General features: G+C 70.7%; 21 protein-coding genes. 7 read left to right on the top strand and 14 right to left on the bottom strand.

Features of this window, described 5'->3' with window-relative positions; all coding sequences use genetic code 11:
- Window positions 1-2: 2 nt before the first annotated feature.
- Genes AB0C82_RS19425 through AB0C82_RS19395 form a run of 7 tightly spaced genes read right to left on the bottom strand, consistent with a single transcriptional unit; the run spans window position 3 to window position 7,442 of the window.
- Window positions 3-1,127, bottom strand: coding sequence for a DegT/DnrJ/EryC1/StrS family aminotransferase (locus AB0C82_RS19425; RefSeq protein ID WP_362843288.1), 1,125 nt, complete (start codon window positions 1,125-1,127; stop codon window positions 3-5).
- The gene (locus AB0C82_RS19420; protein WP_362843286.1) at window positions 1,124-2,284 is read right to left on the bottom strand and encodes a DegT/DnrJ/EryC1/StrS family aminotransferase; all 1,161 of its coding nucleotides are present in this window, start codon (window positions 2,282-2,284) and stop codon (window positions 1,124-1,126) included. The genes AB0C82_RS19425 and AB0C82_RS19420 overlap by 4 nt, the downstream gene beginning before the upstream one ends.
- The gene (gene trpA, locus AB0C82_RS19415) at window positions 2,281-3,078 is read right to left on the bottom strand and encodes a tryptophan synthase subunit alpha (RefSeq protein ID WP_362843284.1); all 798 of its coding nucleotides are present in this window, start codon (window positions 3,076-3,078) and stop codon (window positions 2,281-2,283) included. The genes AB0C82_RS19420 and trpA overlap by 4 nt, the downstream gene beginning before the upstream one ends.
- Window positions 3,075-4,262 carry a tryptophan synthase subunit beta gene (gene trpB, locus AB0C82_RS19410; protein WP_362843281.1) on the bottom strand — a complete coding sequence of 396 codons (1,188 nt, stop codon included), beginning with the start codon at window positions 4,260-4,262 and terminating at the stop codon, window positions 3,075-3,077. Before trpB ends, trpA begins: the two co-directional genes overlap by 4 nt.
- Entirely contained in the window at window positions 4,259-5,056 is a 798-nt protein-coding gene (locus AB0C82_RS19405; RefSeq protein WP_362843279.1) for an indole-3-glycerol phosphate synthase TrpC, read from the bottom strand. Before AB0C82_RS19405 ends, trpB begins: the two co-directional genes overlap by 4 nt.
- A complete protein-coding gene (trpD, locus tag AB0C82_RS19400; RefSeq protein WP_362843277.1) occupies window positions 5,056-6,102 on the bottom strand; it encodes an anthranilate phosphoribosyltransferase in 1,047 nt (348 codons plus the stop codon). Before trpD ends, AB0C82_RS19405 begins: the two co-directional genes overlap by 1 nt.
- Window positions 6,102-7,442 (bottom strand): nucleotide sugar dehydrogenase, encoded by a 1,341-nt coding sequence (locus tag AB0C82_RS19395; RefSeq protein WP_362843274.1) that lies wholly within the window; start codon window positions 7,440-7,442, stop codon window positions 6,102-6,104. The genes trpD and AB0C82_RS19395 overlap by 1 nt, the downstream gene beginning before the upstream one ends.
- Before the next feature lie 107 nt (window positions 7,443-7,549).
- Here AB0C82_RS19395 and AB0C82_RS19390 point away from each other — a divergent pair, with 107 nt between their 5' ends.
- Window positions 7,550-8,950, top strand: coding sequence for a PLP-dependent aminotransferase family protein (locus AB0C82_RS19390; protein ID WP_362843272.1), 1,401 nt, complete (start codon window positions 7,550-7,552; stop codon window positions 8,948-8,950).
- Window positions 8,951-8,971: 21 nt separating this feature from the next.
- On the opposite strand, the gene AB0C82_RS19385 is transcribed toward AB0C82_RS19390, so the two are convergent.
- The 3 genes from AB0C82_RS19385 to AB0C82_RS19375 form a co-directional block, all read right to left on the bottom strand.
- Window positions 8,972-9,646: a response regulator transcription factor gene (locus AB0C82_RS19385; protein WP_362843269.1), complete on the bottom strand. Its 675-nt coding sequence runs from the start codon at window positions 9,644-9,646 to the stop codon at window positions 8,972-8,974.
- The gene (locus AB0C82_RS19380; RefSeq protein WP_362843266.1) at window positions 9,630-10,646 is read right to left on the bottom strand and encodes a histidine kinase; all 1,017 of its coding nucleotides are present in this window, start codon (window positions 10,644-10,646) and stop codon (window positions 9,630-9,632) included. Before AB0C82_RS19380 ends, AB0C82_RS19385 begins: the two co-directional genes overlap by 17 nt.
- Window positions 10,647-10,840: 194 nt before the next feature.
- On the bottom strand, window positions 10,841-11,560 hold the full coding sequence (locus tag AB0C82_RS19375) for a hypothetical protein (RefSeq protein ID WP_362843263.1): 720 nt from the start codon (window positions 11,558-11,560) through the stop codon (window positions 10,841-10,843).
- A 397-nt stretch (window positions 11,561-11,957) separates the two neighbouring features.
- On the opposite strand from AB0C82_RS19375, the gene AB0C82_RS19370 reads away from it, so the two are divergent.
- Both AB0C82_RS19370 and AB0C82_RS19365 read left to right on the top strand, forming a co-directional pair.
- Window positions 11,958-12,788, top strand: coding sequence for a UbiA family prenyltransferase (locus AB0C82_RS19370; RefSeq protein ID WP_362843260.1), 831 nt, complete (start codon window positions 11,958-11,960; stop codon window positions 12,786-12,788).
- Between the two features lie 309 nt (window positions 12,789-13,097).
- Window positions 13,098-14,036: an ACP S-malonyltransferase gene (locus tag AB0C82_RS19365; protein WP_362843256.1), complete on the top strand. Its 939-nt coding sequence runs from the start codon at window positions 13,098-13,100 to the stop codon at window positions 14,034-14,036.
- A 264-nt stretch (window positions 14,037-14,300) separates the two neighbouring features.
- Here AB0C82_RS19365 and lysS read toward each other — a convergent pair whose 3' ends face one another.
- Complete coding sequence (gene lysS / locus AB0C82_RS19360) at window positions 14,301-16,061, bottom strand: lysine--tRNA ligase (RefSeq protein WP_362843253.1); 1,761 nt, start codon at window positions 16,059-16,061, stop codon at window positions 14,301-14,303.
- A gap of 136 nt (window positions 16,062-16,197) precedes the next feature.
- Between lysS and argS the strand changes: the two genes are divergently transcribed.
- Window positions 16,198-17,970: an arginine--tRNA ligase gene (gene argS, locus AB0C82_RS19355; protein ID WP_362844183.1), complete on the top strand. Its 1,773-nt coding sequence runs from the start codon at window positions 16,198-16,200 to the stop codon at window positions 17,968-17,970.
- Between the two features lie 96 nt (window positions 17,971-18,066).
- Here argS and AB0C82_RS19350 read toward each other — a convergent pair whose 3' ends face one another.
- Both AB0C82_RS19350 and AB0C82_RS19345 read right to left on the bottom strand, forming a co-directional pair.
- On the bottom strand, window positions 18,067-19,260 hold the full coding sequence (locus tag AB0C82_RS19350) for a phospholipase D-like domain-containing protein (RefSeq protein WP_362843250.1): 1,194 nt from the start codon (window positions 19,258-19,260) through the stop codon (window positions 18,067-18,069).
- A 74-nt stretch (window positions 19,261-19,334) separates the two neighbouring features.
- Entirely contained in the window at window positions 19,335-20,690 is a 1,356-nt protein-coding gene (locus AB0C82_RS19345) for a helix-turn-helix transcriptional regulator (protein WP_362843247.1), read from the bottom strand.
- 373 nt (window positions 20,691-21,063) lie between these two features.
- Between AB0C82_RS19345 and AB0C82_RS19340 the strand changes: the two genes are divergently transcribed.
- Window positions 21,064-21,807: a DUF4232 domain-containing protein gene (locus tag AB0C82_RS19340; RefSeq protein WP_362843244.1), complete on the top strand. Its 744-nt coding sequence runs from the start codon at window positions 21,064-21,066 to the stop codon at window positions 21,805-21,807.
- Here AB0C82_RS19340 and AB0C82_RS19335 read toward each other — a convergent pair.
- Complete coding sequence (locus AB0C82_RS19335) at window positions 21,768-22,220, bottom strand: ATP-binding protein (protein WP_362843242.1); 453 nt, start codon at window positions 22,218-22,220, stop codon at window positions 21,768-21,770. The genes AB0C82_RS19340 and AB0C82_RS19335 overlap by 40 nt on opposite strands.
- A gap of 152 nt (window positions 22,221-22,372) precedes the next feature.
- Here AB0C82_RS19335 and AB0C82_RS19330 point away from each other — a divergent pair, with 152 nt between their 5' ends.
- Complete coding sequence (locus AB0C82_RS19330) at window positions 22,373-23,158, top strand: helix-turn-helix transcriptional regulator (protein WP_362843239.1); 786 nt, start codon at window positions 22,373-22,375, stop codon at window positions 23,156-23,158.
- Entirely contained in the window at window positions 23,155-23,406 is a 252-nt protein-coding gene (locus AB0C82_RS19325; protein ID WP_362843236.1) for a DUF397 domain-containing protein, read from the top strand. Before AB0C82_RS19330 ends, AB0C82_RS19325 begins: the two co-directional genes overlap by 4 nt.
- The last annotated feature ends 11 nt before the right edge of the window (window positions 23,407-23,417 follow it).

Here is a 23,417-nt window from a genome sequence, read left to right as displayed (position 1 = left end):
GCTCACCTCCCCGCCGCGTAGAAGCGGTTGACGGCGGCCACGACGCGTTCGGCCGCCCCTGGCGCCATGTCCGGGTGCAGGGGCAGTGCGAGCGCCTCGCGGGACAGCTGCTCGGCCACGGGGAAGTCACCGGGCCCGTGGCCGAGGTGGGCGAACGCGGGCTGCAGATGCAGGGGGCGCGGATAGTAGACGGCCGTCTCGATGCCCTGGCCGGCCAGATAGCCGCGCAGCTCCTCGCGCTGCTGGGCCCGCACCACATAGGTGTAGACGGAGCGCCCCTCGAACCCGCCCGGCGGCGGCAGCAGCGCCGGAGCCAGCGGGCGCAGCCCCTCCTCGTAGACCGCGGCGATCTCGCGGCGCCGCTCCAGCAGCCGGTCCAGGTGGGGGAGTTTGCGCAGCAGGAAGCCGGCGGTCAGCTCGTCCATCCGGCAGTTGAAGCCGAGCAGCTCGTGGTAGAACCGCTTGCCGACGGGCTGGCCGTGGTTGCGCAGCATCCGGGCGGTACGGGCGAGCTCGGGGTCGTCCGTGACGATCATCCCGGCGTCGCCGATCCCTCCGGCGGGCTTCGCCGGGAAGAAGGAGTACACCCCTGCGTGACCGTGCCGGCCGGCGGGCCTGCCGTCGGCCACGGCGCCGAGGGCGATCGCGCTGTCCTCGACCAGGTGCAGTGAGTGCCTGGCGGCGATCTCCGCGAAGGCGCCCATCTTCGGGGAGCTGGTGAACAGGTAGGCCGGCAGCAGTGCCCGGGTGCGTGCGGTGACCGCGGCCTCGGCTGCGGCCGGGTCGAGCAGGCCCGTCTCGTACTCGACGTCGGCGAAGACCGGGCGCGCCCCGCGCAGGGCGATGGTGGAGGCGGTGGAGACGAAGGAGAAGGCGGGGGTGACCACCTCGTCCCCTTCACCGAGGCCGAGCGCGGCCAGGATCACGGTCAGCGCTCCGGTGCCGCTGGCCACGGCGACGGCGTGCGCCGCTCCGGTGCGCGCGGCGATCTCCGCCTCCAGGCGCTCGACCCGGGACTTCAGGATGAACTCGTCGCTCTCGGCGACCTCCTGGAAGACCTCCACGATGTCGTCGGCCCAGTCGGCCGAGCGAGCGGGCCAGTCGAAGTACGGGATGACGGTGGTCACGATGCGGCTCCGTAGAAGGCGTGGACCAGGGCGGCGACACGGTCGGCCTGCTGGTCGGTGAGATCGGGGTAGAGGGGCAGTGCCAGGGCGCGCCGCGCGGCGGCCTCGGACACCGGGACGGGGTGGCGGGAGCCGGGCAGCGGAGCGAGCAGCGGCTGCTGGGTGAGCGGGCGCGGGTAGTACGCCTCGGTGCCGACCCCGTGGGCCTCCAGGTACGCGGCGAGCTCGTCCCGGCGGTCGCACTCGATGAGGTACACGTAATAGACCTGGTTGCTCGGCGTCTTGGCGGGCGCCATCCAGGGCGTGGTCACGGTCCCGGCGAGCGGGGCGAGCAGCCGGTCGTAGCGGGCGGCCAGCTCGGCGCGCCGCCCGGTCTCCTCGCTCAGCCGCTCCAGCCGGTGCAGCAGGAACGCCGACTGCAGCTCGTCGCACCGGCTGTTGTAGCCGATCTCCTGGTAGACGTACGCGCCGTCCGTGGCGTACGCGCCGTCCGTGCCCTGGCCGTGCAGGCGCAGCCGCCGGGCACAGGCGGCGATCTCGTCGTCGTCGGTGAGGAGCATTCCGGCGTCGCCGAGCGAGCCGAGGGTCTTGGTGGGGAAGAAGGAGAGCACCCCGCCGCTCCCCCACAGTCCCGCGTGCCGCCCGCCCGCCCACATGTCGATGCCCTCGGCGCTGTCCTCCAGCAGCACGAGGCCGTGCCGGTCGGCCAGGTCCTTCAGCACCTCCATGTCGGCCATCTGCGAGAACAGGTGGACCGGCATGATCGCCTTGGTGCGCTCGGTGATCGCGGCCTCGGCGCGCTGCGGGTCCATCGCGTAGCTGCCGGGAAGCACGTCCACCAGCACCGGCTCGGCGCCCACGTGCAGCACCGACGAGGCGGTGGCGAAGAAGGTGTACGCGGGCACGATGACCTCGTCGCCGGGGCCGATGCCCGCCGCCCGGAGCAGGATCACGAGGGCGTCGGTCCCGTTGGCGACGGCCACCGCGTGCCGGGCGCCGGTGCGTTCGGCGATCACGGTCTCCAGTTCGGCGGTGACCGGGCCCGAGGTGAACCGGCCGGAGGCGGCCACCTGGCGGACCATGGCCTCCAGCCGGGAGCGGTCGCGGCGGGCTGAGGCCGCCCCACTGAAGAACGGGATGGCGGTGGCGTCACTCATCGCGTGGCCGCCTTGAGGGAGGAGATCAGCCCGGTGACGGCCCGGCGGCGGCCGGCCGCGTCCCTGGCGGCGCCGATGGCCTGCAGCAGCGCGCTGCCCACGATCACGCCGTCCGTCTTGCCGTGCAGCGAGGCCACGTGCTCCGGGCGGGAGATGCCGAACCCGACGGCCATCGGGGTGTCCCCGGCGGCGCGCACCCGCTCCAGGTAGGCGTCGATGCCCGGGTCCAGGTCCTTGCGCACCCCGGTGACGCCGTTCGCCGCGAGGACGTACAGGAAGCCCCGGGAGGCGGCGGCGGACGCCGCGATGCGCTCCGCCGAGCTGCCGGGAGCGGTGAAGAACGTCTGGCCGAGCTCGGTGGCCTCGGCCTGCGCCAGCCACTCCGCGCCCTCGCTGACCGGCAGGTCGGGGACGACGAACCCGTCGACGCCGGCCGACCTGGCGTCGTCGTACAGCTGGGTCAGGCCGTACCGCAGGAACGGGTTGCAGTAGCCCATGAGCACGATCGGCGCCTCGACCCCGGCGGCGCGCGCCTCGGCGACGACGTCGAGGGTGGCGGCGGCGGTGGTGCCCGTGTCCAGGGCTGCCTGGCCGGTGGCCTGGATGACCGGGCCGTCGCCCAGCGGGTCGGAGAACGGGACACCGAGCTCGATCACGTCGGCGCCCGCGTCCACGGCGGCGGAGATCAGGCCGACGGTCTCACCGAGCAGCGGGTAGCCGGAGGTGATGTAGGCGACCAGGGTGGTCTCGTCCTTCGTCCGGTTGTCGGTGAAGGTCTGTTCGATGCGCTTCATCGGGAAGTCTCCTCACGCTGTTCGAGGGCGGCCATGGCGGAGGTGAGGTCCTTGTCACCGCGGCCGGAGAGATTGACGAGGACGGTGCTGCCGGGGGCGCACTGGCGGGCCACCTTGAGGGCGCCGGCCACCGCGTGCGCGGACTCCAGGGCCGGGAGGATGCCCTCCTGGGCGCTGAGCGCGACGAACGCGTCCAGGGCCTCGTTGTCGGAGGCGGAGATGTACTCGACCTTCCCGGAGTCCTTGTAGTACGAGTGCTCGGGGCCGACGCCGGCGTAGTCCAGGCCGGGAGCGATGGAGTGGGTGAGCTGGATCTGCCCGTCGTCGTCCTGCAGCAGGTAGGTTCGGGTGCCCTGCAGTACGCCCGGGTCCCCGTAGAGCAGCGGGGCCGCGTGCCCGCCCTCTCCGCCCTTGCCCTCACCGGCGGCCTGCACGCCGACGAGGCGGACCGGGTCGTCGAGGAAGGCGCTGAACATCCCGGCCGCGTTGGAACCGCCGCCGACACAGGCCACGACCGCGTCGGGCAGCCGGTCGTTCTCCTCCAGGAACTGGGCGCGGGCCTCCCGGCCGATGACCGACTGGAAGTTGCGCACGATGGTCGGGAAGGGGTGCGGCCCGACGACCGAGCCGAGCAGGTAGTGCGTGGTGTCGGGGCGCGCGATCCACTCACGGATCGCGGCGTTGATGGCGTCCTTCAGCGTCGCCGTGCCCAGGTCGACCAGCTCGACGCGGGCTCCGAGCAGCTTCATCCGCTGCACGTTGGGGGCCTGCCGTTCGGCGTCGACCCGGCCCATGTAGACGGTGGCGTCGAGCCCGAGGTAGGCACATGCCGCGGCCACGGCCACACCGTGCTGGCCGGCGCCGGTCTCGGCGATGATCTGCTTCTTGCCGAGGCGGCGGGCGAGCAGCGCCTGCCCGATCGAGTTGTTGATCTTGTGGGCGCCGGTGTGGGTCAGGTCCTCGCGCTTGAGCCAGAGCTTGACGCCGTTCTCGGTGGCGCCGAGCCGGTGCAGTTCGGTGATCGGCGTGGGCCGGCCGACGAACATCTTGAGCAGCTTGTCGAGCTCCGCGGTGAACTCCGGGTCGAGCAGAGCCTTCTCGTACTCCTCCTCCAGCTCCTGAAGCGGGCCCACCAGGGTCTCCGCGACGAACTGTCCGCCGTACTCGCCGAATCGGCCGTTCACGAGGCCACCTCCAGAATGGGGACCCCGGTGTAGGAGCGCAGCTGCGCGGCGGGGTCGGGGCTGCTGAGCAGGGACTCGCCGATCAGCGCAGCGTCGAAGCCGTGCGCGGCGATACGTTCGATGTCGGGGCGGCCGGACAGGCCGCTCTCACTGACGGTAAGCACGCCTCGCGGGATGTCGCGGCGCAGCCTGGCCGAATTGTCAAGGTCCACCGAGAAGGTCTGCAGATCCCGGTTGTTGATGCCGACGATGCGGGCCCCGGCGGTCAGGGCGCGGTCCACCTCGTCCTGGGTGAAGGTCTCCACCAGCGCGTCGAGGCCGAGGCCGTGCGCGGTCCGCACCAGGTCGGTCAGCAGCGCGTCGTCGACGGCGCGGGCGATGATCAGGACGCCGTCGGCGCCGCTGTCGTGGGCGAGCGTCACCTGGCGGGTGTCGACCAGGAAGTCCTTGAACATGACGGGGACGGTGACGTCCGGATGCTCCGCGACGGTGCGGACCAGCTCGGCCGAGCCGCCGAAGTAGGGCGAGTCGGCGAGCACGGAGATGGCCGAGGCGCCTCCCGCGATGTAGCTCCTGGCGGTGGGAACGGCCTGTGCCGGGTCGAGCAGCTGTCCCTTGGAGGGGGACTTCGGCTTGATCTCGGCGATGACCGAGACCTCGTCCCCGCCGAGTGCGGCGGCGAACCGGCCGGGCACGGAGGCCGTCCTGCGGCCGCGGGCTGCGGCGTCGGCTGCCGCCGGGCCGCTCCAGGCGGCACGTTTGGCGGCGACTATGTCGTCGAGATGCGTGGCCATCAGGTGTTCTCCGGGGTGATCGGGGTTCGGGCGAGCCGGGTGGCCAGAGCGGCCGGGGCCCCCTGCTGTACGGCGTTCCGGGCGAGGGCGAGCGCGGACGGCAGGTCCGCCGCGGTCCCGGCCAGTCGGAGTACGGCGGCCGCGTTCAGCAGCACGGTGTCGAGCAGTGGTGCGGGCGCCGTCCCGTCGAGGACCTGGCGGGCGAGGACCACGTTGCGTGCCGCGTCACCGCCCGCCAGCTCCGCCCGGCCCGCCGGCTCCAGCGGCAGTCCGGCCGGGTCGACGGTGAACTCGGTGAGTTCGCCGCCGTCCACCTGGAGCACCCGCGCGGGCCCTGCGGTGGTCAGTTCGTCCATCCCGTCGAAGCCCTGGATGACCCAGGTCCGCCGGTAGCCGAGCAGGAGCGCCGCCTGCGCCAGGACCTCCTGGTCCTGCCGGGTCGCGGTGCCGATGAGCCGGCCGGTCAGCGGGGCCGGGTTGGACAGCGGGCCGGACAGGTTGAACAGGGTGCGGAAGCCCAGCCGGCGGCGGACCGGGGCAAGCCTGCTCAGCGCCGGATGGAGCGCGGGGGTGAAGAGGAACGCGAACCGGTGCTCGGCCAGCAGCCCCGTGATGCCGTCCCCGGGGTCGAGGTCGATGCCGAGGGCCTCCAGCAGGTCGGCGCTCCCGCACTGCGAAGTCGCCGCCCGGTTACCGGCCTTGGCCACGGTCGCCCCGGCCGACGCCGCGACCAGAGCGGCCAGCGTGGAGATGTTGACCGAGCCGCTGCCGTCACCGCCGGTGCCGACCACATCGACCGCCGGGCCCGTCCAGTCGACCGGCCTGGCCACCGCCAGCACCGCCTCCACCGCGGCCGCCACGAGTGCCGGGGTCGCCCCGCCCACCGCGACGGCGGTCAGGAAGGCAGCGGCGTCCACCTCGTCCGTGGCCTCGTCCAGCAGCTCCGCCACCGCCGCCCGGGCCGCCTCCGACGACACCGTACGGCCCGCTACCGCGTCCCGGGTGACGGTGGGGAGCGCACGGCCTGCGAGCAGGGCGGCCGCCATCACAGCACCGCCACATTGCTGGCCGCCGCGAGCTTGTTGTGGGTGTCGAGGACGACCGGCGGGATGCCCCACAACAGGTCCTGCTCCAGTCCGGGCACGGAGGTGACCATCACCGCGGCGTCCAGCTGCGCCAGCTCCACCACCGCCCAGTCGGCCTCGGTGACCGGCTCCCCGTCCACGACGAGGCCCGGAACCAGCGGATCGTGGTACGAGACGACGGCCCCGGCGCCGCGCAGCCCGCGGATGACGTCCAGGGCGGGCGCGTTACGCAGATCGGCGACGCCGGACTTGTAACTGACCCCGACGACCAGCACCTTGGCCCCGCGCAACGAGGAACCGCGGGCCTCGACCAGCTCCGCGAGCCGCTCCACGACCTGCCAGGGCCGCTGCTCCACGCGCTCGAACGCGGCGGCCACCAGCTTCATCTCGGTACCGGCACGGTCCGCCGCCTCCCGCAGGAACAGCGGATCGACCGGGATGCACTCGCCGCCGACGCCGGGCCCCGGGTAGTGCGGGAGGAAGCCGTAGGGCTTCGTGGCGGCCGCGTCGATCACCTCACGGACCGGTATCTCCAACTCGCGGCACAGGTCGGAGAGTTCCAGCGTCAGGCTGATGTTGACCAGGCGGAAGGTGTTCTCGAAGACCTTGGACATCTCCGCGATCTCCGTCCGGGAGACCGGGACCACCGTCTCGCAGACCAGCCCGAACAGGGCCGCCGCGCGACGGGTGCACTCCTCGGTGAGGCCGCCCACCACCTTCGGTGTGTTCGCGAGGTTCCAGCCGCTGGTGTTGGCGGGGTCGACCCGCTCCGGTGCCATCGCAACGTGGAAGTCGGTGCCCGGCTCCAGGCCGGTGGTGCGGGCCAGGGCGGCCGCGGCGGCCGCCGTGGTGCCCGGGGGGACGGTGGACTGCAGGATCAGCAGGGACCCGCGGCGCAGCAGCGGAGCCACCGAGTCCATCGCGGCCTGCACGTAGTCCAGGTTGGCCTGCTGGTCGCCGGTCACCGGGGTGGGCACGCAGACGATCAGGACGTCCGAGCCGGCCAGCTCGCCGGGCTCGGTGGTCGCCTTCAACCGGGCTGCCACTGCGGCGAGTTCGCCGTCACTGACGTCCGGCAGATAGGAACTGCCACGCACCACCCGGTCGACCCGCTCGGCGTCGGTGTCCAGCCCGAGCACCGGAAGACCGGCCGTGGCGAATCCGAGACCGAGCGGAAGACCGGTGTATCCGAGGCCGACGATTCCCACCCGCAGGGTGCGGCGTTCGATCTTCTCGTCGAAGACGCTCGCGCTGTCCCGCCCTTGGATCACGGGAGCGAGTACGCCAGTCATTTCAGCCATGGGGTTCTCCCTCTGAGTGCTATAAATTAAGGCCGTTGGCGTGATCAAGTAGGCCAGTGGGCGAGGGGGTTCCTCCAGACCACTGCGGGGGAGACGGAGCAGACCAGATGGCCTGGCATCTGTCGGTCCAAGTGGACCGGGACTCGGCAGTACCGCTCACGGCACAGCTCCAGAACGCCATCAAGACCAGGGTCGAGGACCGGGTTCTGCACCCCGGGTCGCGATTGCCGTCGAGCCGTCAACTAGCCCTGGACCTGGGGCTTTCCCGCAGCGTGGTGGTCGAGGCGTACGAGCAGCTGATCGCCGAGGGCTACCTGGACGCGGTCCGCGGATCGGGCACCCACGTCGCCCGGCAGATGCCCGAGAGCGTCGGCGACACGTCCCTGCTGGACTCCCGTCCGGCGACGAGTGCGCGCTGGGATCTGCGGGTCGGCATAGCGAACCTGTCGAACTTCCCCCGGCAGGAGTGGCTCAACTCCTATACGAAGGTGCTGCAGAACGTCGGCCGCGAGGGCATGGACTACCCCCCGGTCTCCGGCATCGCCGAGCTGCGCAATGAACTCTCGGGGTATCTGGGGCGGGTGCGCTCGGTGCACACCGAGCCCGGGCAGGTGATGGTCACCGCGGGGTTCGCCCAGGGGCTGGCACTGCTCTCCGACTCCCTCCAGCGCCTCGGGATCCATGAACTGGCCATCGAGGAGCCGGGGCACAGCGGACAGCGCCGTTTCATCCTGGACACCGGGCTGACCCCCCTGCCGGTCCCGGTCGACGAGGAGGGCCTGGTCGTCGAGGCCCTGGAGCGTACGGGCGCCCGCGCGGTCCTGGTCACCCCCGCGCACCAGTTCCCGACCGGGGTCATCATGTCGCCGGAGCGCCGCGAGCAGCTCCTGGCCTGGGCGCGGGCCCGGGACGGCTGGATCATCGAGGACGACTACGACGGCGAGTTCTGGTTCGACCGCGGGGTCAGGCCCACCGCTCTGCAGGAGGGCGACCCGGAGCGGGTGGTGTACGCGGGGACCACGAGCAAGGTCCTGGTCCCCGGCCTGCGGCTGGGCTGGCTGGCGATACCCCCGAAGCTGTACCCCCTGATGGAACGGGTCCGCTCCCGCCAGGACCAGGGCTCCGACACCCTCACCCAGCTGGCCTTCGCCGAGCTGATGCGCAGCGGCCTGCTGGACCGGCACCTGCGCCGGGTGCGCTCCCGCTACCGCTCCCGCCGCGAGGCCCTGGCCGCGGCCGTCCACGAGTCCCTGCCGGAGGCCCGGATCATCGGCTGCGCGGCCGGCCTGCACAGCTACGCGGTGCTGCCCCCCGGCACCGACGAGGCGGCCGTGGTCCATGGCGCCCTGCGCCGCTCGGTCCTGGTCCGCAGCGGCGCGGCGTTCCGCTTCGGCGGGCCGCCCGGTGAGCCGGGCCTGCTCCTCGGGTACGGCTCACTGCCCCTCACGGGCATTTCGGAGGCCGTGGCGGCGATCGGCGCGGCGTACGAGGAAGCGCGCCGCGGCTGAGCCGCCGGGCCCGGCGGCCCCTCAGCGCATCGAACGGCCCCGGGGGGCCGCGATCAGCTTCTGGGCCAGCGCCTTGTTCACCGCGTCGATGCGCGACACCGCCTCCAACTTGTCGAAGATGTTGCGCAGATGACGCTTGACGGTGCCTTCGGTGATGCCGAGCCTGGCCGCGATCTGCCGATTGCTCATGGCTTCCGCGACACACGTCAGCACCTCGCGCTCGCGCGGCGACACCGGACCCGTTTCCTGCTCGTGTGTGTGGTCACCGCCCGCGGTGTAGCCCGAGCGCGGCACCAGGATGGTGATCTGGTCGTCCTCCCGCGCGGCGTTGCGGACAGCACTCAGCAGGGCCGCCCGGGAGACGCTCTTGTGCAGATAGCCCCGGGCGCCCAGCTGCAGCAGCTCGTGGACGAGCGGCTGGTCGTCGTACATGGTGAGGATGATGATCCGCAGGGCGGGAAAACGTTCCAGCAGCCCGCGTACCGCCGCCCGGGGGTGGTGGTCCGGCATCTCCACGTCGAGCAGCAGCACATGCGGCTGGTGCCGCTCCACCAGCTCCGCGAGGGCCCGTCCGCTGCTCGCCTGGGCGACGACCTGCAGGTCGTCCTCCGCGTTGAGCAGTTCGGCCAGCGCGGTGCGCAGCAGCGTGTGGTCGTCGGCCGCGAGGATGCGGATCAGTTCAGGTCGCGCGTTCAACGGAATCACCTGGGAGGTCCATCAGGGGGATCGTGATCGTGACCTGGGTGCCGCCGGATTCGGTGGAGCTGGTGAACAGGATCGTTCCGCCGAGCAGTTCGACCCGCTCGGTGGCCGACGCGATCCCGTTGGCCCGTCCCGCCGTGGCGACCGACGAGACGTCGAAGCCGCGTCCGTCGTCCTCGATCAGCGCCTGCAGTTTGTACGGTGCGATGTCCACCGCCGCGAGCACGTGCTCGGCCTCGGCATGGGCCAGGGAGTTGCGCAGGCACTCCCGCACCACGACGAACACCTCGTCGAGCGTGTCCTGCGGGGCCCACTCCTCACTGCCGTTGACCTGGATCCGCACCTTGGAGGGGGTGATCTCCATCGACTCCAGGAAGGCGGTGAACGCCGACTCCAACGTGCCTTCGCGGTCGGCCCGACGCAACTGGGTGACCAGGTCGCGGATGATGCCGAGGGCCTCGGTGAGGGTTTCCTTGACGGCACCGATCCGCGCGGCGACCTCATGAGGGCTGGATTCCCAGGTCAGTTCGTGCAGTTCGATCCGGCGCAGGGCGAGGCTGACGTAGTTGCCGAGGTGGTCGTGTATCTCGCGGGCGAGCTGCCGCTGGCTGGCGGCGTTGACCTCCCGCACCGTGTTCAGCAGGTAGGTGTCGTGCCCGATCGCGCCGGCTTCCAGCCGTTTGCCGATCCCCCGCTGCAACGTACGCACGCCCGCCTGGAAGCCGTCGAACGCGGCGGGCGAGTCGACCATGGCCTTGCCGAGCGCGTCGAAGACGATGTCGAAAAGGATCATTCCGGCACGGATGGAGTGGACGGCGTCGATCCCCTGCGTCGCCCGCTCCACCCCCAGGCCCTCGACCTGCTGGATCAGCCCGTCACGCACCTCGGCCCGGCCGTGCCGCAGGCTGTCCGCGCAGTCCCGGATGATCCGCTCCGCCTGTAGGGCGCACGTACTCCAGGTCTCCTCGGATGCGACCAGGGGACTTTTGATCATTTCAAGCCGACTCCGGTAATCGGACAGTAATTCGTGCGTCCGGGACAGAAGTTGTTCGGCTGTTTCGGATTCAATAAAACCCGAATGCATCAAAAGAGCCCCCACCCTCACCTGAAACCTACTCACGGATCATCATCGTAGGTTACGAAATGTCAGCACGACTCTACCCGTCCCACGTTCTGAGACAAGCCGTCCTACGGCCATGAAAACACGGTAACCGCGGCCTCCGGCGTCGCCGTGGCAACGCAACCGACATATCCATCGGGGCAGTCCACGTCGCGCACGAACCAGTCGGCCGAATCGCCGGACCGGTGCGCGCGCCGCAGCCCGCCCGATTCCGGCGCACCGACAAACACGGGTGTACGGAGCCCGGTTCCAGCCGCTTTGCCCACCGCCTCGACCGCGGTCCAGGTGCGGAACCCGGCGATCCGGTCCTGCGCGCCCACCGCCGGCACCCGGCTCCAGTCGAAGGACGCGCGGAGCCGCTCGACGTCCACGCCCACCGCCCCCGGCCCCCCGGCCACACCCACCAGGGCGGCCGCCCCGGAGTGCGACAGGCTGAAGCCGAGATCCGGCCATGGCCCGTCCACGAGCACGGGCCGCCCGCGGCCGCAGTCGCCGCACAGGTCCGGCTCGGGGCAGCGGCGGGTGAAGCGGGGCAGACCGGGAGCGACTCCGAGGTACCGGCCGAGCACCGTACGCAGGGCGAGATGGGCGCAGCGGTAGCGCCACCGGGCGACGGGGTGACGAATCCGCGCAAGACGGGCGCGTTCGCCGGGATCGAGGACCGCGTCCGCCCCCTCGGACGGGACACGGTCCAGGGAAACGGACCAGACATGGATCTCCCCGGGCACGAGGACCGGGGTACTCGGGGAAGAAATCGGGGACAGGGACGGGGACAGCAGGGTACGCATGATGGCTTCCCGGGGTCGGAAACGGACCAGGGCTGCCAACGGCCCATGACGGGAAGCGGGGTGCCGGAAAGGACGGCGCCCGCCTGCTCACCAGCGAAGCGCGGGCGGGAGGCGGGCGGGGGGTCCACTTCGGCGGTGGTCCGGCGTACCAGAGCGGAATGAAAAAGGCTCCGGCGACGGGATGAATTCGGAATCCGACCCGCCGGTATTCGATGCCTCTTTAGAGGTAGGCATGGCTCATTTGCAGAACAGTCAGGCCGACCCCCTCATGCCTAGAGTCCTGGCCATGCCTACGGCGACGATACGGCCACTGCCTGTGACTGCACCCAGTGGTCCGAAGTACCGGAATCAAAGCATTCTGCGGCTCTGCATCGAAGAATCCCGGCCCGTCGTTCTGATGGCCTTCCAGCTCCGTTATTTCGCCGGCATCGCGCTGGCGCTCGCAGCGGATCCGGTCATCGGCGCATGGTCGGTGCTCCAGGCGGTGTGCGGCTCCCTCGCATGGTTGGGCGCCATCTTCTCCACCTATCTCTACAACGGGTACAGGGATTACCACGAGGACCAGGTCAACGGCTCGGCCAGGCCGATAGCGAGCGACCGGCTGTCCCGCCCCGCCGCACTGCTCGTCGCACGCTGGGCTGCCATCGCCTCCCTGATGTCCGCGGCATGCGCCGGTCCCGGCCCCTTGCTGCTGTGCGCGGCGATGCTGCTGCTCGGGCTCGCCTACTCCGCGCCCCGCACCGGCTGGAAGAACAGCACGCCCGCCACGATGGGAGTGGTGTTCGCGTCCGGGCTGCTCACCTACGCCGCCGGCCCGCTCGCGCTCGGCGTCTCGGGCAGCTCACCCGCACTGTTCCTTACGGCCCTCGCCATGTCCCTGTGGATGGCGCTCGTCGGTGCGGTCGCCAAGGACTTCTCCGACATCGAGGGCGACGCCGCCGCCGGCCGCAGGACCTGGGCCGTGACCCTGGGCGAACGGCGCACCCGCGTCCTCGTCGCGGTGGGCGCCTGCTTCGTGGGGGTCTCCTTCACCGCCGGGGCGCTGCGCTGGGCACCGGAGCAACTGCCCACCGCCTGCGTCGTCCTGGTGGGCGGGCTGGCGCTGGCCGCCGTGACGCTCGGCGGCAACGCCGCCGACGACCGCCACCTGCGACGCCGCCCGTACCGCTTCTTCATGGTCACGCAGCACTGCGCACATCTGGCCCTGCTCGGCCAGGCCGTCGCCTGATATTCGACCCAACACGCGGAACCGGTCCGGGAATCACGGCGGAACCGGCCCGATAACACAAAGGAACACTCCCCCTCCCAAAGGCGCATTCAGCCACCACTCAAGTGCAACGCACGTTCCTGAAAGGGGGGTTGAAGTGGTTTCATCACCGGAGAAGGCAACGGATCGCAAAAATGTGATCCGGACCGCGGTATCCGGGAATGGGAAAGTCACTGACTCCGGTGGCGGGGAACGCGTGTCAGCGGATGGGAACGCGTTCCCCATCGCAGTGACACATCGCCCCCGGCCGCAGGAAGGAGACGCAAGACGATGACGAGCACCCGACTGGCACTCATGTTCCCCGGGCAGGGAGCCCAGCGTCCGGGCATGGGCCTGCCCTGGCACCGCACCCCCGGCTGGTCCGTGGTGGCAGAGGTCTCCGAGGCCGCCGGCCGGGACATGGAAGCCCTGCTGCTGGACGCCGGCACGGAGACGCTGCGGCGCACCGACAACGCCCAGCTGACCACCTTCACCCTGGCCATGGTGGCGCTGACGGAGCTGCGCCGCCAGCACCCGCTGGCCGCCTTCCCCGGCGCGTGCGCCGGACACAGCCTGGGCGAGTACACCGCCCTCGTCGCCGCCGGGATCCTGGACCCGCAGGACGCGGTCCGCCTGATCGTGGCACGCGGCACGGCGATGCGGACGGCCTGCGAAAGCGCGGACGGCGCGATGGCCGCGGTCATCGGCCTGGACGCGGCACAGGCACAGCACGTGGTCGACGAGATCCACGCGGACGGCGGCCAGGTGTGGGTGGCGAACCTCAACTCACCGCAGCAGACGGTGATCGCGGGCCGGGCGGCCGACGTGGAGCGCTGCTCCCGGGCGGCGGAGCGGGCCGGGGCCGCGAAGGTGGTGGCCCTGACAGTGGGCGGCGCCTTCCACACCCCGTTGATGGCCGGGGCGGTCGAGCCCTTCGCGGCGGCCCTCGCCACGGCACGGTTCATGCCCGGCCATTCCGCGGTCGTCTCCAATGTGGACGCCCGCGCCCACCGCGGCGGGCCGCACTGGGCGGAGCTGCTGCGCCTCCAGCTGACGGCCCCGGTCCGCTGGTCGGACACGCTGCACACGCTCACCACGGAACTGGCCTGCGACCGCCTCATGGAGATCGGCCCGGGCAGGACCCTGACGGGTCTCGCCAAGGCCACCGTCCCCCGCGTCCCGCGCGACACGTTCTCCGACCCGGAGAAGTCCCTGGCCCCTGCGGCCTGACCCCGCACCCGGCCGGCCCGGGCCTCCGACCCCTTCACCACCACCCCACGAGCCACCCCCTGCTTGTGCCTCACCACCCCCCCGTGAGGCACAACCCACGTGCCTCAACCCCCCCCGTGAGGCACGGCCCCCGCGGAATCCCCCCGCCGCGGGTAGCAGCGAAGGGCCGCCACCCGGATCACCGGGTGACGGCCCTTCGCCGTACACACACCGCACGTATATACGTGCGCCGGACGCGTTACGCGTATACGTGCGCCGGACGCGTTACGCGCCGAGCAGCCTGCGCACCCGGTCCGCCCCCACCGCGAGCAGCAGGGTGGGCAGTCGCGGCCCGGTGTCGCGGCTGACGAGCAACCGGTACAGGAGCGCGAAGAACGACCGCTGGGCCACCTTCAGCTCCGGCGTCGGCTTGGCGTCCGCGTCGAGCCCGGCCAGCACCTTCGGCACGCCGTAGACGAGCGTCGTCAGCCCGTCGAGCGACCAGTGCGAGTCCAGCCCCTCCAGGAGCAGCCGCAGGGACTCCCGTCCCTGCTCGTCCAGCGAACCGAGGAGCTCCTTGTCCGGCTCGTCGCGCACGATCGTGCGCGCCTCCGCCGGGACCTGGCTGGTGATCCAGTTCTCGGCACGGTCCAGACGCGGCCGCGCCTCGTCCAGCGAGGTCAGCGGGTTCTCCGGGTCCAGCTCGCTGAGGATGCGCAGCGTCTGGTCCTCGGCCCCGGCAGTGATGTCGGCGACCGAGGCGAGGGTGCGGTACGGCAGCGGGCGCGGGGTGCTCGCCAGCTCACCGGCGGCCGTGCCGACGGCCCGGGCGTACGCCGCCGCGTCGGCCGGCAGGACGGAGCCGTCGGCGACCTTGCGCGCCAGCGAGTCCCACTCGTCGTACAGCCGCTGGATCTCCTGGTCGAAGGCGATCTTGAACGACTGGTTGGGCTTGCGGCGTGCGTACAGCCAGCGCAGCAGCGGCGCTTCCATGATCTTCAGCGCGTCCTCCGGCGTCGGGACGCCACCCTTGCTGGAGGACATCTTCGCCATGCCGGAGATCCCGACGAACGCGTACATCGGTCCGATCGGCTGGACGCCGTCGAAGACCTCGCGCACGATCTGGCCGCCGACGACGAACGACGAGCCCGGCGACGAGTGGTCCACGCCGCTCGGCTCGAAGATCACGCCTTCGAACGCCCAGCGCATGGGCCAGTCGACCTTCCAGACCAGCTTGCCGCGGTTGAACTCGTTCAGCCGGACGGTCTCCGCGAAGGCGCACGCCGAGCAGGTGTAGTTCAGCTCGGTCGTGTCGTCGTCGTACGAGGTGACGACCGTGAGGTCCTTCTCGCAGTTGCCGCAGTACGGCTTGTACGGGAAGTAGCCGGCGGTGTTGCCGCTGCCGTCGTCCTCGTCCGCCGCGCCGGAGCCCTCGGCGGCCTCCAGCTCGGCCTCGTCGACCTTCTTCTGCTGCGGCTTCTTGCCGCCCTTGGCCGCCGCGCCCGGGTCCTTCTTCGTCCGGTAGCGGTCGAGGATGGCGTCGATGTCGCCGCGGTGCCTCATGGCGTGCAGGATCTGCTCGCGGTACGTGCCCGCGAGGTACTGCTCCGTCTGGCTGACGGAGTCGTACTCGACACCGAGCTCGTCCAGCGCCCCGGTCATGGCGGCCTTGAAGTGCTCGGCCCAGTTCGGGTGGGCGGACCCGGCCGGGGCGGGCACCGAGGTCAGCGGCTTGCCGATGTGCTCGGCCCAGGTCTCGTCCACACCGGGGACCCCGGCCGGCACCTTGCGGTAGCGGTCGTAGTCGTCCCAGGAGATCAGGTGGCGGACGGTGAGGCCGCGGCGGCGGATCTCGTCGGCGACCAGGTGCGGGGTCATGACCTCGCGGAGGTTGCCCAGGTGGATGGGGCCCGACGGGGACAGACCGGAGGCGACGACGACCGGTTTGCCAGGCGCACGACGCTCCGATTCGGCGATGACATCGTCCGCGAAGCGGGAGACCCAGTCGGTCTCGGTGCTGGTCTGACTCTCGGCCACGGTCGGCACGTCCTTCTCTCGTGTAGATCCCGTCAGGGGGGCACCGCCCATTCTCCCAGGTACCCCCCACAGCGCGAAAACGGCTTTACTCAGCGTGGGATACTTGGGCGATCCCTTGTCCCCCTACGGAAACGGCAGCCAGCTCATGGCCTCGGTCAATTCCCTCGCTTCCACGCTCCAGCAGCAGCTGGCGGACGCCCTGACGGCAGCACTGCCGGATGCCGGCACCGCGGACCCGCTGCTGCGCCGAAGCGACCGGGCCGACTTCCAGGCCAACGGCATCCTCGCGCTCGCCAAGAAGCTCAAGGGCAACCCGCGCGAGCTCGCGTCCCAGGTCACGGCCGCCCTTCCGGCGGGCGACCTGATCAAGGACATCGAGGTCTCGGGCCCCGGCTTCCTCAACATCACGCTGACGGACAAGGCGATCATCGAGACGCTGGCCGCGCGCGCCACGGACGCCGGGGGCCGCCTCGGCGTGCCGCTCGCCGCGCACCCGGGCACGACGGTCATCGACTACGCCCAGCCGAACGTGGCGAAGGAGATGCACGTCGGCCACCTGCGGTCGGCGGTCATCGGCGACGCGATGGTGCAGATCCTCGAGTTCACCGGCGAGAACGTGGTCCGGCGCCACCACATCGGCGACTGGGGCACGCAGTTCGGGATGCTCATCCAGTACCTGATCGAGCACCCGCACGAGCTGGACCACCGGGACGGCGCCGACGACGGCGAAGCCGCCATGTCGTCACTCAACCGCCTGTACAAGGCCTCGCGGGTCCTCTTCGACTCCGACGAGGAGTTCAAGGCCCGCTCCCGGGACCGGGTCGTGGCGCTCCAGGCGGGCGAGCCGGAGACGCTCGCCATGTGGCAGCGCTTCGTCGACGAGTCGAAGATCTACTTCTACTCCGTCTTCGACAAGCTCGACATGGACATCCGCGACCCTGACGTCGTCGGCGAGTCCGGCTACAACGACATGTTGGAGGACACCTGCCGGATCCTGGAGGAGACGGGCGTCGCCGTCCGCTCCGAGGGTGCGCTGTGCGTGTTCTTCGACGACGTGAAGGGCCCCGACGGCAACCCCGTACCGCTGATCGTCAAGAAGACGAACGGCGGCTACGGGTACGCGGCGACCGACCTCTCCGCGATCCGCGACCGGGTGCAGAACCTCAAGGCGAACAGCCTCGTGTACGTCGTGGACGCCCGGCAGTCCCTGCACTTCAAGATGGTCTTCGAGACGGCCCGCCGCGCCGGCTGGCTGGGCGGGGACGTGAAGGCGCACCAGCTGGCCTTCGGCACCGTGCTCGGCAAGGACGGCAAGCCGTTCAAGACCCGTGAGGGCGAGACGGTCCGGCTGGTGGACCTGCTGGACGAGGCGATCGACCGGGCGACGGCCGTGGTCCGCGAGAAGGCCGAAAAGGTCGGCCTGGGCGAGGACGAGATCGTCGAGAACGGCCGGTACGTCGGAATCGGGGCCGTGAAGTACGCGGACCTGTCGACGTCCGCGGTGCGGGACTACAAGTTCGACCTGGACCAGATGGTGTCGCTGAACGGCGACACGTCGGTGTACCTCCAGTACGCGTACGCCCGTATCCGCTCCATCCTGCGCAAGGCCGGCGACGCGAAGCCGGCCGCGCACCCGGAGCTGGAGCTGGCCCCGGCCGAGCGCGCGCTGGGTCTGCACCTGGACCAGTTCGGCGAGGTCCTGTCCGAGGTCGCCGCCGGGTACGAGCCGCACAAGCTGGCCGCGTACCTCTACCAGCTGGCCTCGCACCTCACCACGTTCTACGACCAGTGCCAGGTCCTGAGCGACGAGAACCCGGCCGAGGTCGTGGAGAACCGCCTGTTCCTCGTCGAGCTGACGGCCCGCACGCTGCACCAGGGCATGAAGCTCCTCGGCATCAGGACCCCCGAGCGCCTCTGAGTGCTCACCCTGTTCGCCCAGCTCATCGGCATGGCGAAGGCCCCGCACCACACGTGCGGGGCCTTCGCCGTGAACAGGCTTCTCGTCCGTCGTCCGTCACAGGTACCGGCGTATCGGCACGACCGCGGCCTCCCGGGCCCGCTGCGCCCATGACCTGCGCTTCCAACGGCCCGGCCGGATCAGCTCGCTCCGCCGCAGGTCGTCCTCGAAATGACCGTCCAGCGTGGCGGTGAGTTCCGGGTCCAGCACGGCCAGCATGACTTCCTCGTCGTGGTCGAGCGAGCGCCGGTTGAAGTTGGTCGAGCCGATCAGCGAGGCGACGTTGTCGACCGTCATCACCTTGGCGTGCATCATCGTCGGCTGGTACTGGAAGATCTTCACTCCGCAGCCGGTGAGGTCCTCGTAGTGGTGCTGCCCGGCGAGCTGGCACACGCGCTTGTCGGTGTACGGCCCCGGCAACAGGATCTCCACCGTGACACCACGCCGCGCGGCCGCGCAGAGCAGTTCGACGAAGTACGTGTCGGGTGCGAAGTAGGCGGTGCAGATCCGCACGCGCTCCTCGGCGGACTCCAGCATGACCCGGAACAGGGTCTGCATGTCCTGCCACCCGAAACTGGCCGAACCCCGCACCACCTGCACCACCGCGTCCCCGTGCCGGGTGCTCTCCACGAAACGGTCCCGGGTGTCGAAGAGTTCGTCGTGGCACTCCGCCCAGTTCTGGGCGAACGCCGCCGCGAGACCGTCCACTGCCGGCCCGCGCAACCGGACATGCGTGTCACGCCACTCGTGCTCGTCGCGGGCGTCACCGCACCACTCCTCGGCGATCCCCACCCCGCCGGTGAAGGCCGTCTCCTCGTCGACGACGAGCACCTTGCGGTGGCAGCGGTGGTTCTGCTTCAAGGGCGAGAGATACAGCGGCTTACGGAACCAGGCGACGTGGACGCCCGCCTCCTCCATCATCTCCAGCTGGTCCTTCTCGATCAGCCGGCTGCCGAAACCGTCCAGCAGCAGCCGCACCCGGACCCCGGCTCGGGCCCGCCCGGCCAGCGCCTCGGCGAAGTCGCGGGCTATGTCCCCGCGCCAGTAGACGAAGGTCATCATGTCGACGGTGTGCTCGGCGCCCCGTATGGACGCGAGCATCGAGCCGAATATCTCGTCCCCGTTGCGCAACACCACGAGACCGTTGCCCTCGGTGGCGGCGATGCCGATCAGCCGCTCAAGCCTCCGCCGCAGGCGCAGCATACGTTCCGCGAAAACGGGGTCCGGTCTCTCACCTGAGCTGCGGGACATCGTTCACCTGTCCGTATAGGGAATGGAATGCCGACCGACTGTACTCCCGCTCGCCCGCCCCTCCCCCGCCACCCTCAGTAGTCCCGCAGGACCCACGTCTTCTTCTCGGCCCAGTAGTCGTACAGCGGCCGGTCGTTCAGGCTCATCGTCCGAAACGGCTTCCCGTTGTCGTCGATGCGCATCGTGCCGCTCCGGTCACCGCTGCTCCAGTCCAGTTCCAGATACCAGTGGGCGTCGTACGTCTGGGTGCGGGCGTACACCACCAGAACCACCGGATCGTTCGCGGACGTCTTGAGCGGCAGTGGATTCGCGGGCAGTGTGCGTTCCCCGTTGTCCGTCGGGACGGCCTTGAACAGGGGACGCGCGGCGTCGAGATTGACCTCGTACGTGGACACCAGCACCCCGCTCCCACAGCCCTGCAGCATGGAGTAGGCCTGCCAGGCCGGCGCGGCCGTGCGGCCCACGACCCGTACGTGCATGGCCTGGAGGACGACGGCGTCCGCCTCCTTCCCCTGCACGACCACGTCGATGCGCTTCAGCCCACCGGGTACGGCTCCGAGGGCGCCGGCCCACACCCCCGCGTCGGGCTCGTAGGGCGGCGGCGGCACCCGCTCCGGCTTCCGGTCCAGCATGTAGGTCTGGTCGCACTTGTCCTCCCAGGTCTCCGGGCGGATGTGCACGGCGAGCGGCAGGCCGGACTTCGATCCGGCGCCGCCGGACGTCTCCGGCCTCACCGTCCGGGACCGCTCGGCCGACGCGGAAGCTGACGCGGACGCGCCCGCGTCCGAGGGCGAAGGGCTTCCCGACACCTTCTCGCCCGTCGTCGCGGTGCCGGACGGCTTCCCCTCCCCGCTCGGGCGGCGCGAAGCGCCGGCGCCCGGCCCCTCCCCCTTGCCTGATGCGACCGTGTCACTGCCCTGCGGGGGCGCCCTGTCGACGAGCACCACGGTGGTGGGGACGGCGAGCGCCACGACGGCCGCGGCGACGAGCGCGAGGCGCAACGGCCTGTTGCGCCTGCCGGGAGCAGGGGCCGGCGCGGCTTCCGGTACGGGTTCCGGTACGGCTTCCGGTACGGGTTCCGGCTCCGGTTCCGATTCGGACGCGTCGGACACCGTGTCCTCCGGCGCCTCCGCCTCTGCCTCTGCCTCCGCCTCCCGCGCCGCTACCGCCCCCGGCGCCTTCCGCCGCTTCGCCTCGTCCGCCAGAATCCACGCCCGGTGCAGCGCGACCAGTTCGTCCCCCGACGCACGGCAGACCCGCGCGAACCGTTCGACGGGCGCGTAGTCGTGCGGAACGGCGTCCCCGTTGCAGTACCGGTGGACGGTGGAGGTGCTCATGTGCAGTTTCTGGGCCAACGTCCCGTAGCTGAGCCCGGACCGCTCCTTCAGCCCTTTCAGCAGCGCCGCGAAGTCTCGGATCTCTGTGCCCACCCCGACCGTTCCCCTCTTCTTTCCTTCCCGGAACGGCGTTCCAGGCAGGTGCTGTTCGCGCAGGTCAGAGGAGGTGCGAACGTTCCGGCGTCCCGCGTGGCCCAGCAACCGTTGCGACCGAAATCCGGGCGCCGACAAGATGTGGACACACCGCGGCGCTCTCCGAGACCCGCACATCCCACCCTCACCCGCCCCGGGAGCCGCCGTGCGCACTCGACCTGCCTTCAGCCTGACCGACGTACTCGCCACCTGCGTGCTGATCACCTGCGTCGCGGTCGTCACCGCACTCCTCTGAACGCCAGTACACCCGCCCACGCCTCAAGGCGCCAAACGGCGCCCCGCACTTACGCCTTCGAACGGGGAGAACCACCTCATGCGCAACCTTCGCTTCCGCCGCGCCGCCCGCACCTCCGCCCTGGGCACCGCAGCGCTGATCGCCGCCCTGTCTCTGACCGCCTGCCAGGGTGACGGCACGGCAGCGACGGACGACGCCGCCGCCGCGCCGGCGGGATCGGCATCCCAGCAGCCGGCGGAGAGCTCCGCCACGCCGGACCCGGCGTCCGACACGGCCGAGGACTCGGCGAAGGACACGAACGGTTCGGATTCCGCTTCCGGTGACGCCAAGGGTTCCGGTTCGGATTCCGTGAAGCCCGCCGCGAAGCAGCCGCGCAGCACCGGCGACAGCGGCCCCGCCACCCTCGCCTGCGACGGCGGGAACACCAGGGTGACGCTCGCCCCAGTGACCCGCCCCATCAACCACATGCTCCTCAGCGTCACCAACACAGGCTCGAAGGCCTGCAACGCCTACTCCTACCCGTTCCTGCGCTTCGGTGACGCCCAGTCGGCCCCGCGGGCCGTCGAGGCGAGCAAGCCGCAGGCCGTCGTCACCCTCGCGCCCGGCGACACCGCCTACGCCGGTGTCATGACCGAATCCGCGGACGGAAGCGGCACGGGCGGCTACTCCACCAAGGACGTGACCGTCAGCTTCCAGGGCCGCGAGGGCTCCGGCTCCAGCGGCCCGTCCACGGACATCACGCTGAGCAAGGAGGTGTACGTCGACAGCTCCGTGTTCGTCACCTACTGGCAGACCTCCACGGACGACGCCCTGATGCACTGAGCGTCACCCGAGCGGGGCTTCGAGAAGGCGCACCACACGACCTTCCCGGGGCTCCGCTCCCGTACGCCCCATCGGTCGGCCAGCGCGTCGACGAGCAGCAGCCCGCGCCCCGACTCCCCCGCGGGCTCCCGCACCGCGGGCTCCCCGTCTCCGCTGTCATGCACCTCCACGGACAGACCCCACCCCGCGTTCTCCAGCCTGAGCCGCACCAGATACCCCCGCCCCGGCGGCACGCCGTGCACCAGCGCGTTGGTGGCCAGCTCGCTCACGCACAGCACCACGTCGTCCAGCCGCGCCCCGAACCCCCAGTCGACGGCGGCCGCCCGTACGAACTCCCTCGCTGCCGGGACCGATCGGTGCTCACGCCGGTAGAACCGCTCGCGCAGTAGCGAGAGTTGTGTCGTCTCGTTCATGGGACGAGAGTCACACTCCGTGACTACGCTGCCGCAGTGCGTGCACCCGTACAGATTTCTTGTACGGGTCGCCCATGCGTGAAGTACGGACGAGGGTGGGGAGTGGGGACCGTATGCACCCCAGGAAGCGGCAGCGCAGGAACGCGTCGGCGATGAAACTCGTGGGCAAACTGGTCGGCGTGTTCCGCACCGCGGCCGGCCTGACCCAGGCCCAGCTGGCGGAGATGGTGGGCCACCAGGCGGAGACGATCGCCTCCATCGAACAGGGCAGACGTGCGCTGCTGCCGGAGCTGGCACGCCAGTTGGACCGGCTGCTGGAGACGAAGGGGGCGCTGGCGACGGCGGTGGAGAACATGCCGGAGATCGATCTGATCCCGGCGTGGGCGGAGGAGTACATGGATCTGGAGCGGGCTGCGCTCGCTCTTTGCTTCTTCGCGAACCAGGTTCTTCCCGGCCTGCTTCAGACCGAGAACTACGCACACGCTGTCTTCGACAGCCGAGTCCCTACGTTCAGCCGGGAAGAGATCGGCGTCCACGTCGCCAAGCGGCTGAAGCGTCAGGAAATCCTGAGCCGGAAAGTGCCCCCGACCACCAGCTTCGTCATCTCCGAGGCCATTCTGCGAGACCGCCTCGGCGGCGACGAGGTCTATACGGAGACCCTGCGCCACCTGCACGGCTGCGCCGATCTGCCGGGTATCACCCTCCAGATCATGCCACTGGCCAGGCGGACTCACGCGGGGCTCGACGGTCCGTTCATTCTGCTGGAAACACCGGACTACCAGCGCATCGCTTACACCGAAAGCCAGCGCGGCAGCCAGCTCATCTCCGACCCTGACGAGATCAGCATCCTCGCGCAGAGGTATGCGATGCTGCGTACGCAGGCCCTCAACACCGAGGAGACGAAGGACCTGTTGGACGAGCTGCTAGGAGAGCAATGAGCACCGCACTTGAGTGGTTCAAGTCCAGCTACAGCGGCAGCGACGGCGGCGAATGCCTCGAAGTCGCCTACACCTGGCGGAAGTCGAGCTACAGCGGCAGCGAGGGCGGGGCCTGCGTCGAGATCGCCGCCCACCCCGCCGCCGTCCACGTCCGTGACTCCAAGAACCCCGACGGACCCACCCTCACCGTCGCGCCCACCACCTGGGCGGCCTTCGCCGGCTTCGCCGCCGGCCGGCGACTCGTCTGACCCCACGGGAG

It is taken from the genome of Streptomyces sp. NPDC048560 (assembly GCF_040650955.1).
GTDB lineage: Bacteria > Actinomycetota > Actinomycetes > Streptomycetales > Streptomycetaceae > Streptomyces.
The sequence above is the reverse complement of the archived record's forward strand: the minus strand, read 5'-3'. Positions and strand labels throughout refer to the sequence as shown.

Bases quoted from the DNA above. Each gene is read 5' to 3' on its own strand.
- AB0C82_RS19405 (WP_362843279.1), bottom strand. From the start codon at position 5,056: ATGGCCACGCATCTCGACGACATAGTCGCCGCCAAACGTGCCGCCTGG.
- AB0C82_RS19395 (WP_362843274.1), bottom strand. From the start codon at position 7,442: ATGGCTGAAATGACTGGCGTACTCGCTCCCGTGATCCAAGGGCGGGAC.
- trpD (WP_362843277.1), bottom strand. From the start codon at position 6,102: ATGGCGGCCGCCCTGCTCGCAGGCCGTGCGCTCCCCACCGTCACCCGG.
- AB0C82_RS19420 (WP_362843286.1), bottom strand. From the start codon at position 2,284: ATGAGTGACGCCACCGCCATCCCGTTCTTCAGTGGGGCGGCCTCAGCC.
- AB0C82_RS19330 (WP_362843239.1), top strand. From the start codon at position 22,373: ATGAAACTCGTGGGCAAACTGGTCGGCGTGTTCCGCACCGCGGCCGGC.
- AB0C82_RS19340 (WP_362843244.1), top strand. From the start codon at position 21,064: ATGCGCAACCTTCGCTTCCGCCGCGCCGCCCGCACCTCCGCCCTGGGC.
- trpA (WP_362843284.1), bottom strand. From the start codon at position 3,078: ATGAAGCGCATCGAACAGACCTTCACCGACAACCGGACGAAGGACGAG.
- AB0C82_RS19325 (WP_362843236.1), top strand. From the start codon at position 23,155: ATGAGCACCGCACTTGAGTGGTTCAAGTCCAGCTACAGCGGCAGCGAC.
- AB0C82_RS19335 (WP_362843242.1), bottom strand. From the start codon at position 22,220: ATGAACGAGACGACACAACTCTCGCTACTGCGCGAGCGGTTCTACCGG.
- argS (WP_362844183.1), top strand. From the start codon at position 16,198: ATGGCCTCGGTCAATTCCCTCGCTTCCACGCTCCAGCAGCAGCTGGCG.
- AB0C82_RS19380 (WP_362843266.1), bottom strand. From the start codon at position 10,646: ATGATCAAAAGTCCCCTGGTCGCATCCGAGGAGACCTGGAGTACGTGC.
- AB0C82_RS19370 (WP_362843260.1), top strand. From the start codon at position 11,958: ATGGCCTTCCAGCTCCGTTATTTCGCCGGCATCGCGCTGGCGCTCGCA.
- AB0C82_RS19365 (WP_362843256.1), top strand. From the start codon at position 13,098: ATGACGAGCACCCGACTGGCACTCATGTTCCCCGGGCAGGGAGCCCAG.
- AB0C82_RS19375 (WP_362843263.1), bottom strand. From the start codon at position 11,560: ATGCGTACCCTGCTGTCCCCGTCCCTGTCCCCGATTTCTTCCCCGAGT.
- AB0C82_RS19390 (WP_362843272.1), top strand. From the start codon at position 7,550: ATGGCCTGGCATCTGTCGGTCCAAGTGGACCGGGACTCGGCAGTACCG.
- AB0C82_RS19350 (WP_362843250.1), bottom strand. From the start codon at position 19,260: ATGTCCCGCAGCTCAGGTGAGAGACCGGACCCCGTTTTCGCGGAACGT.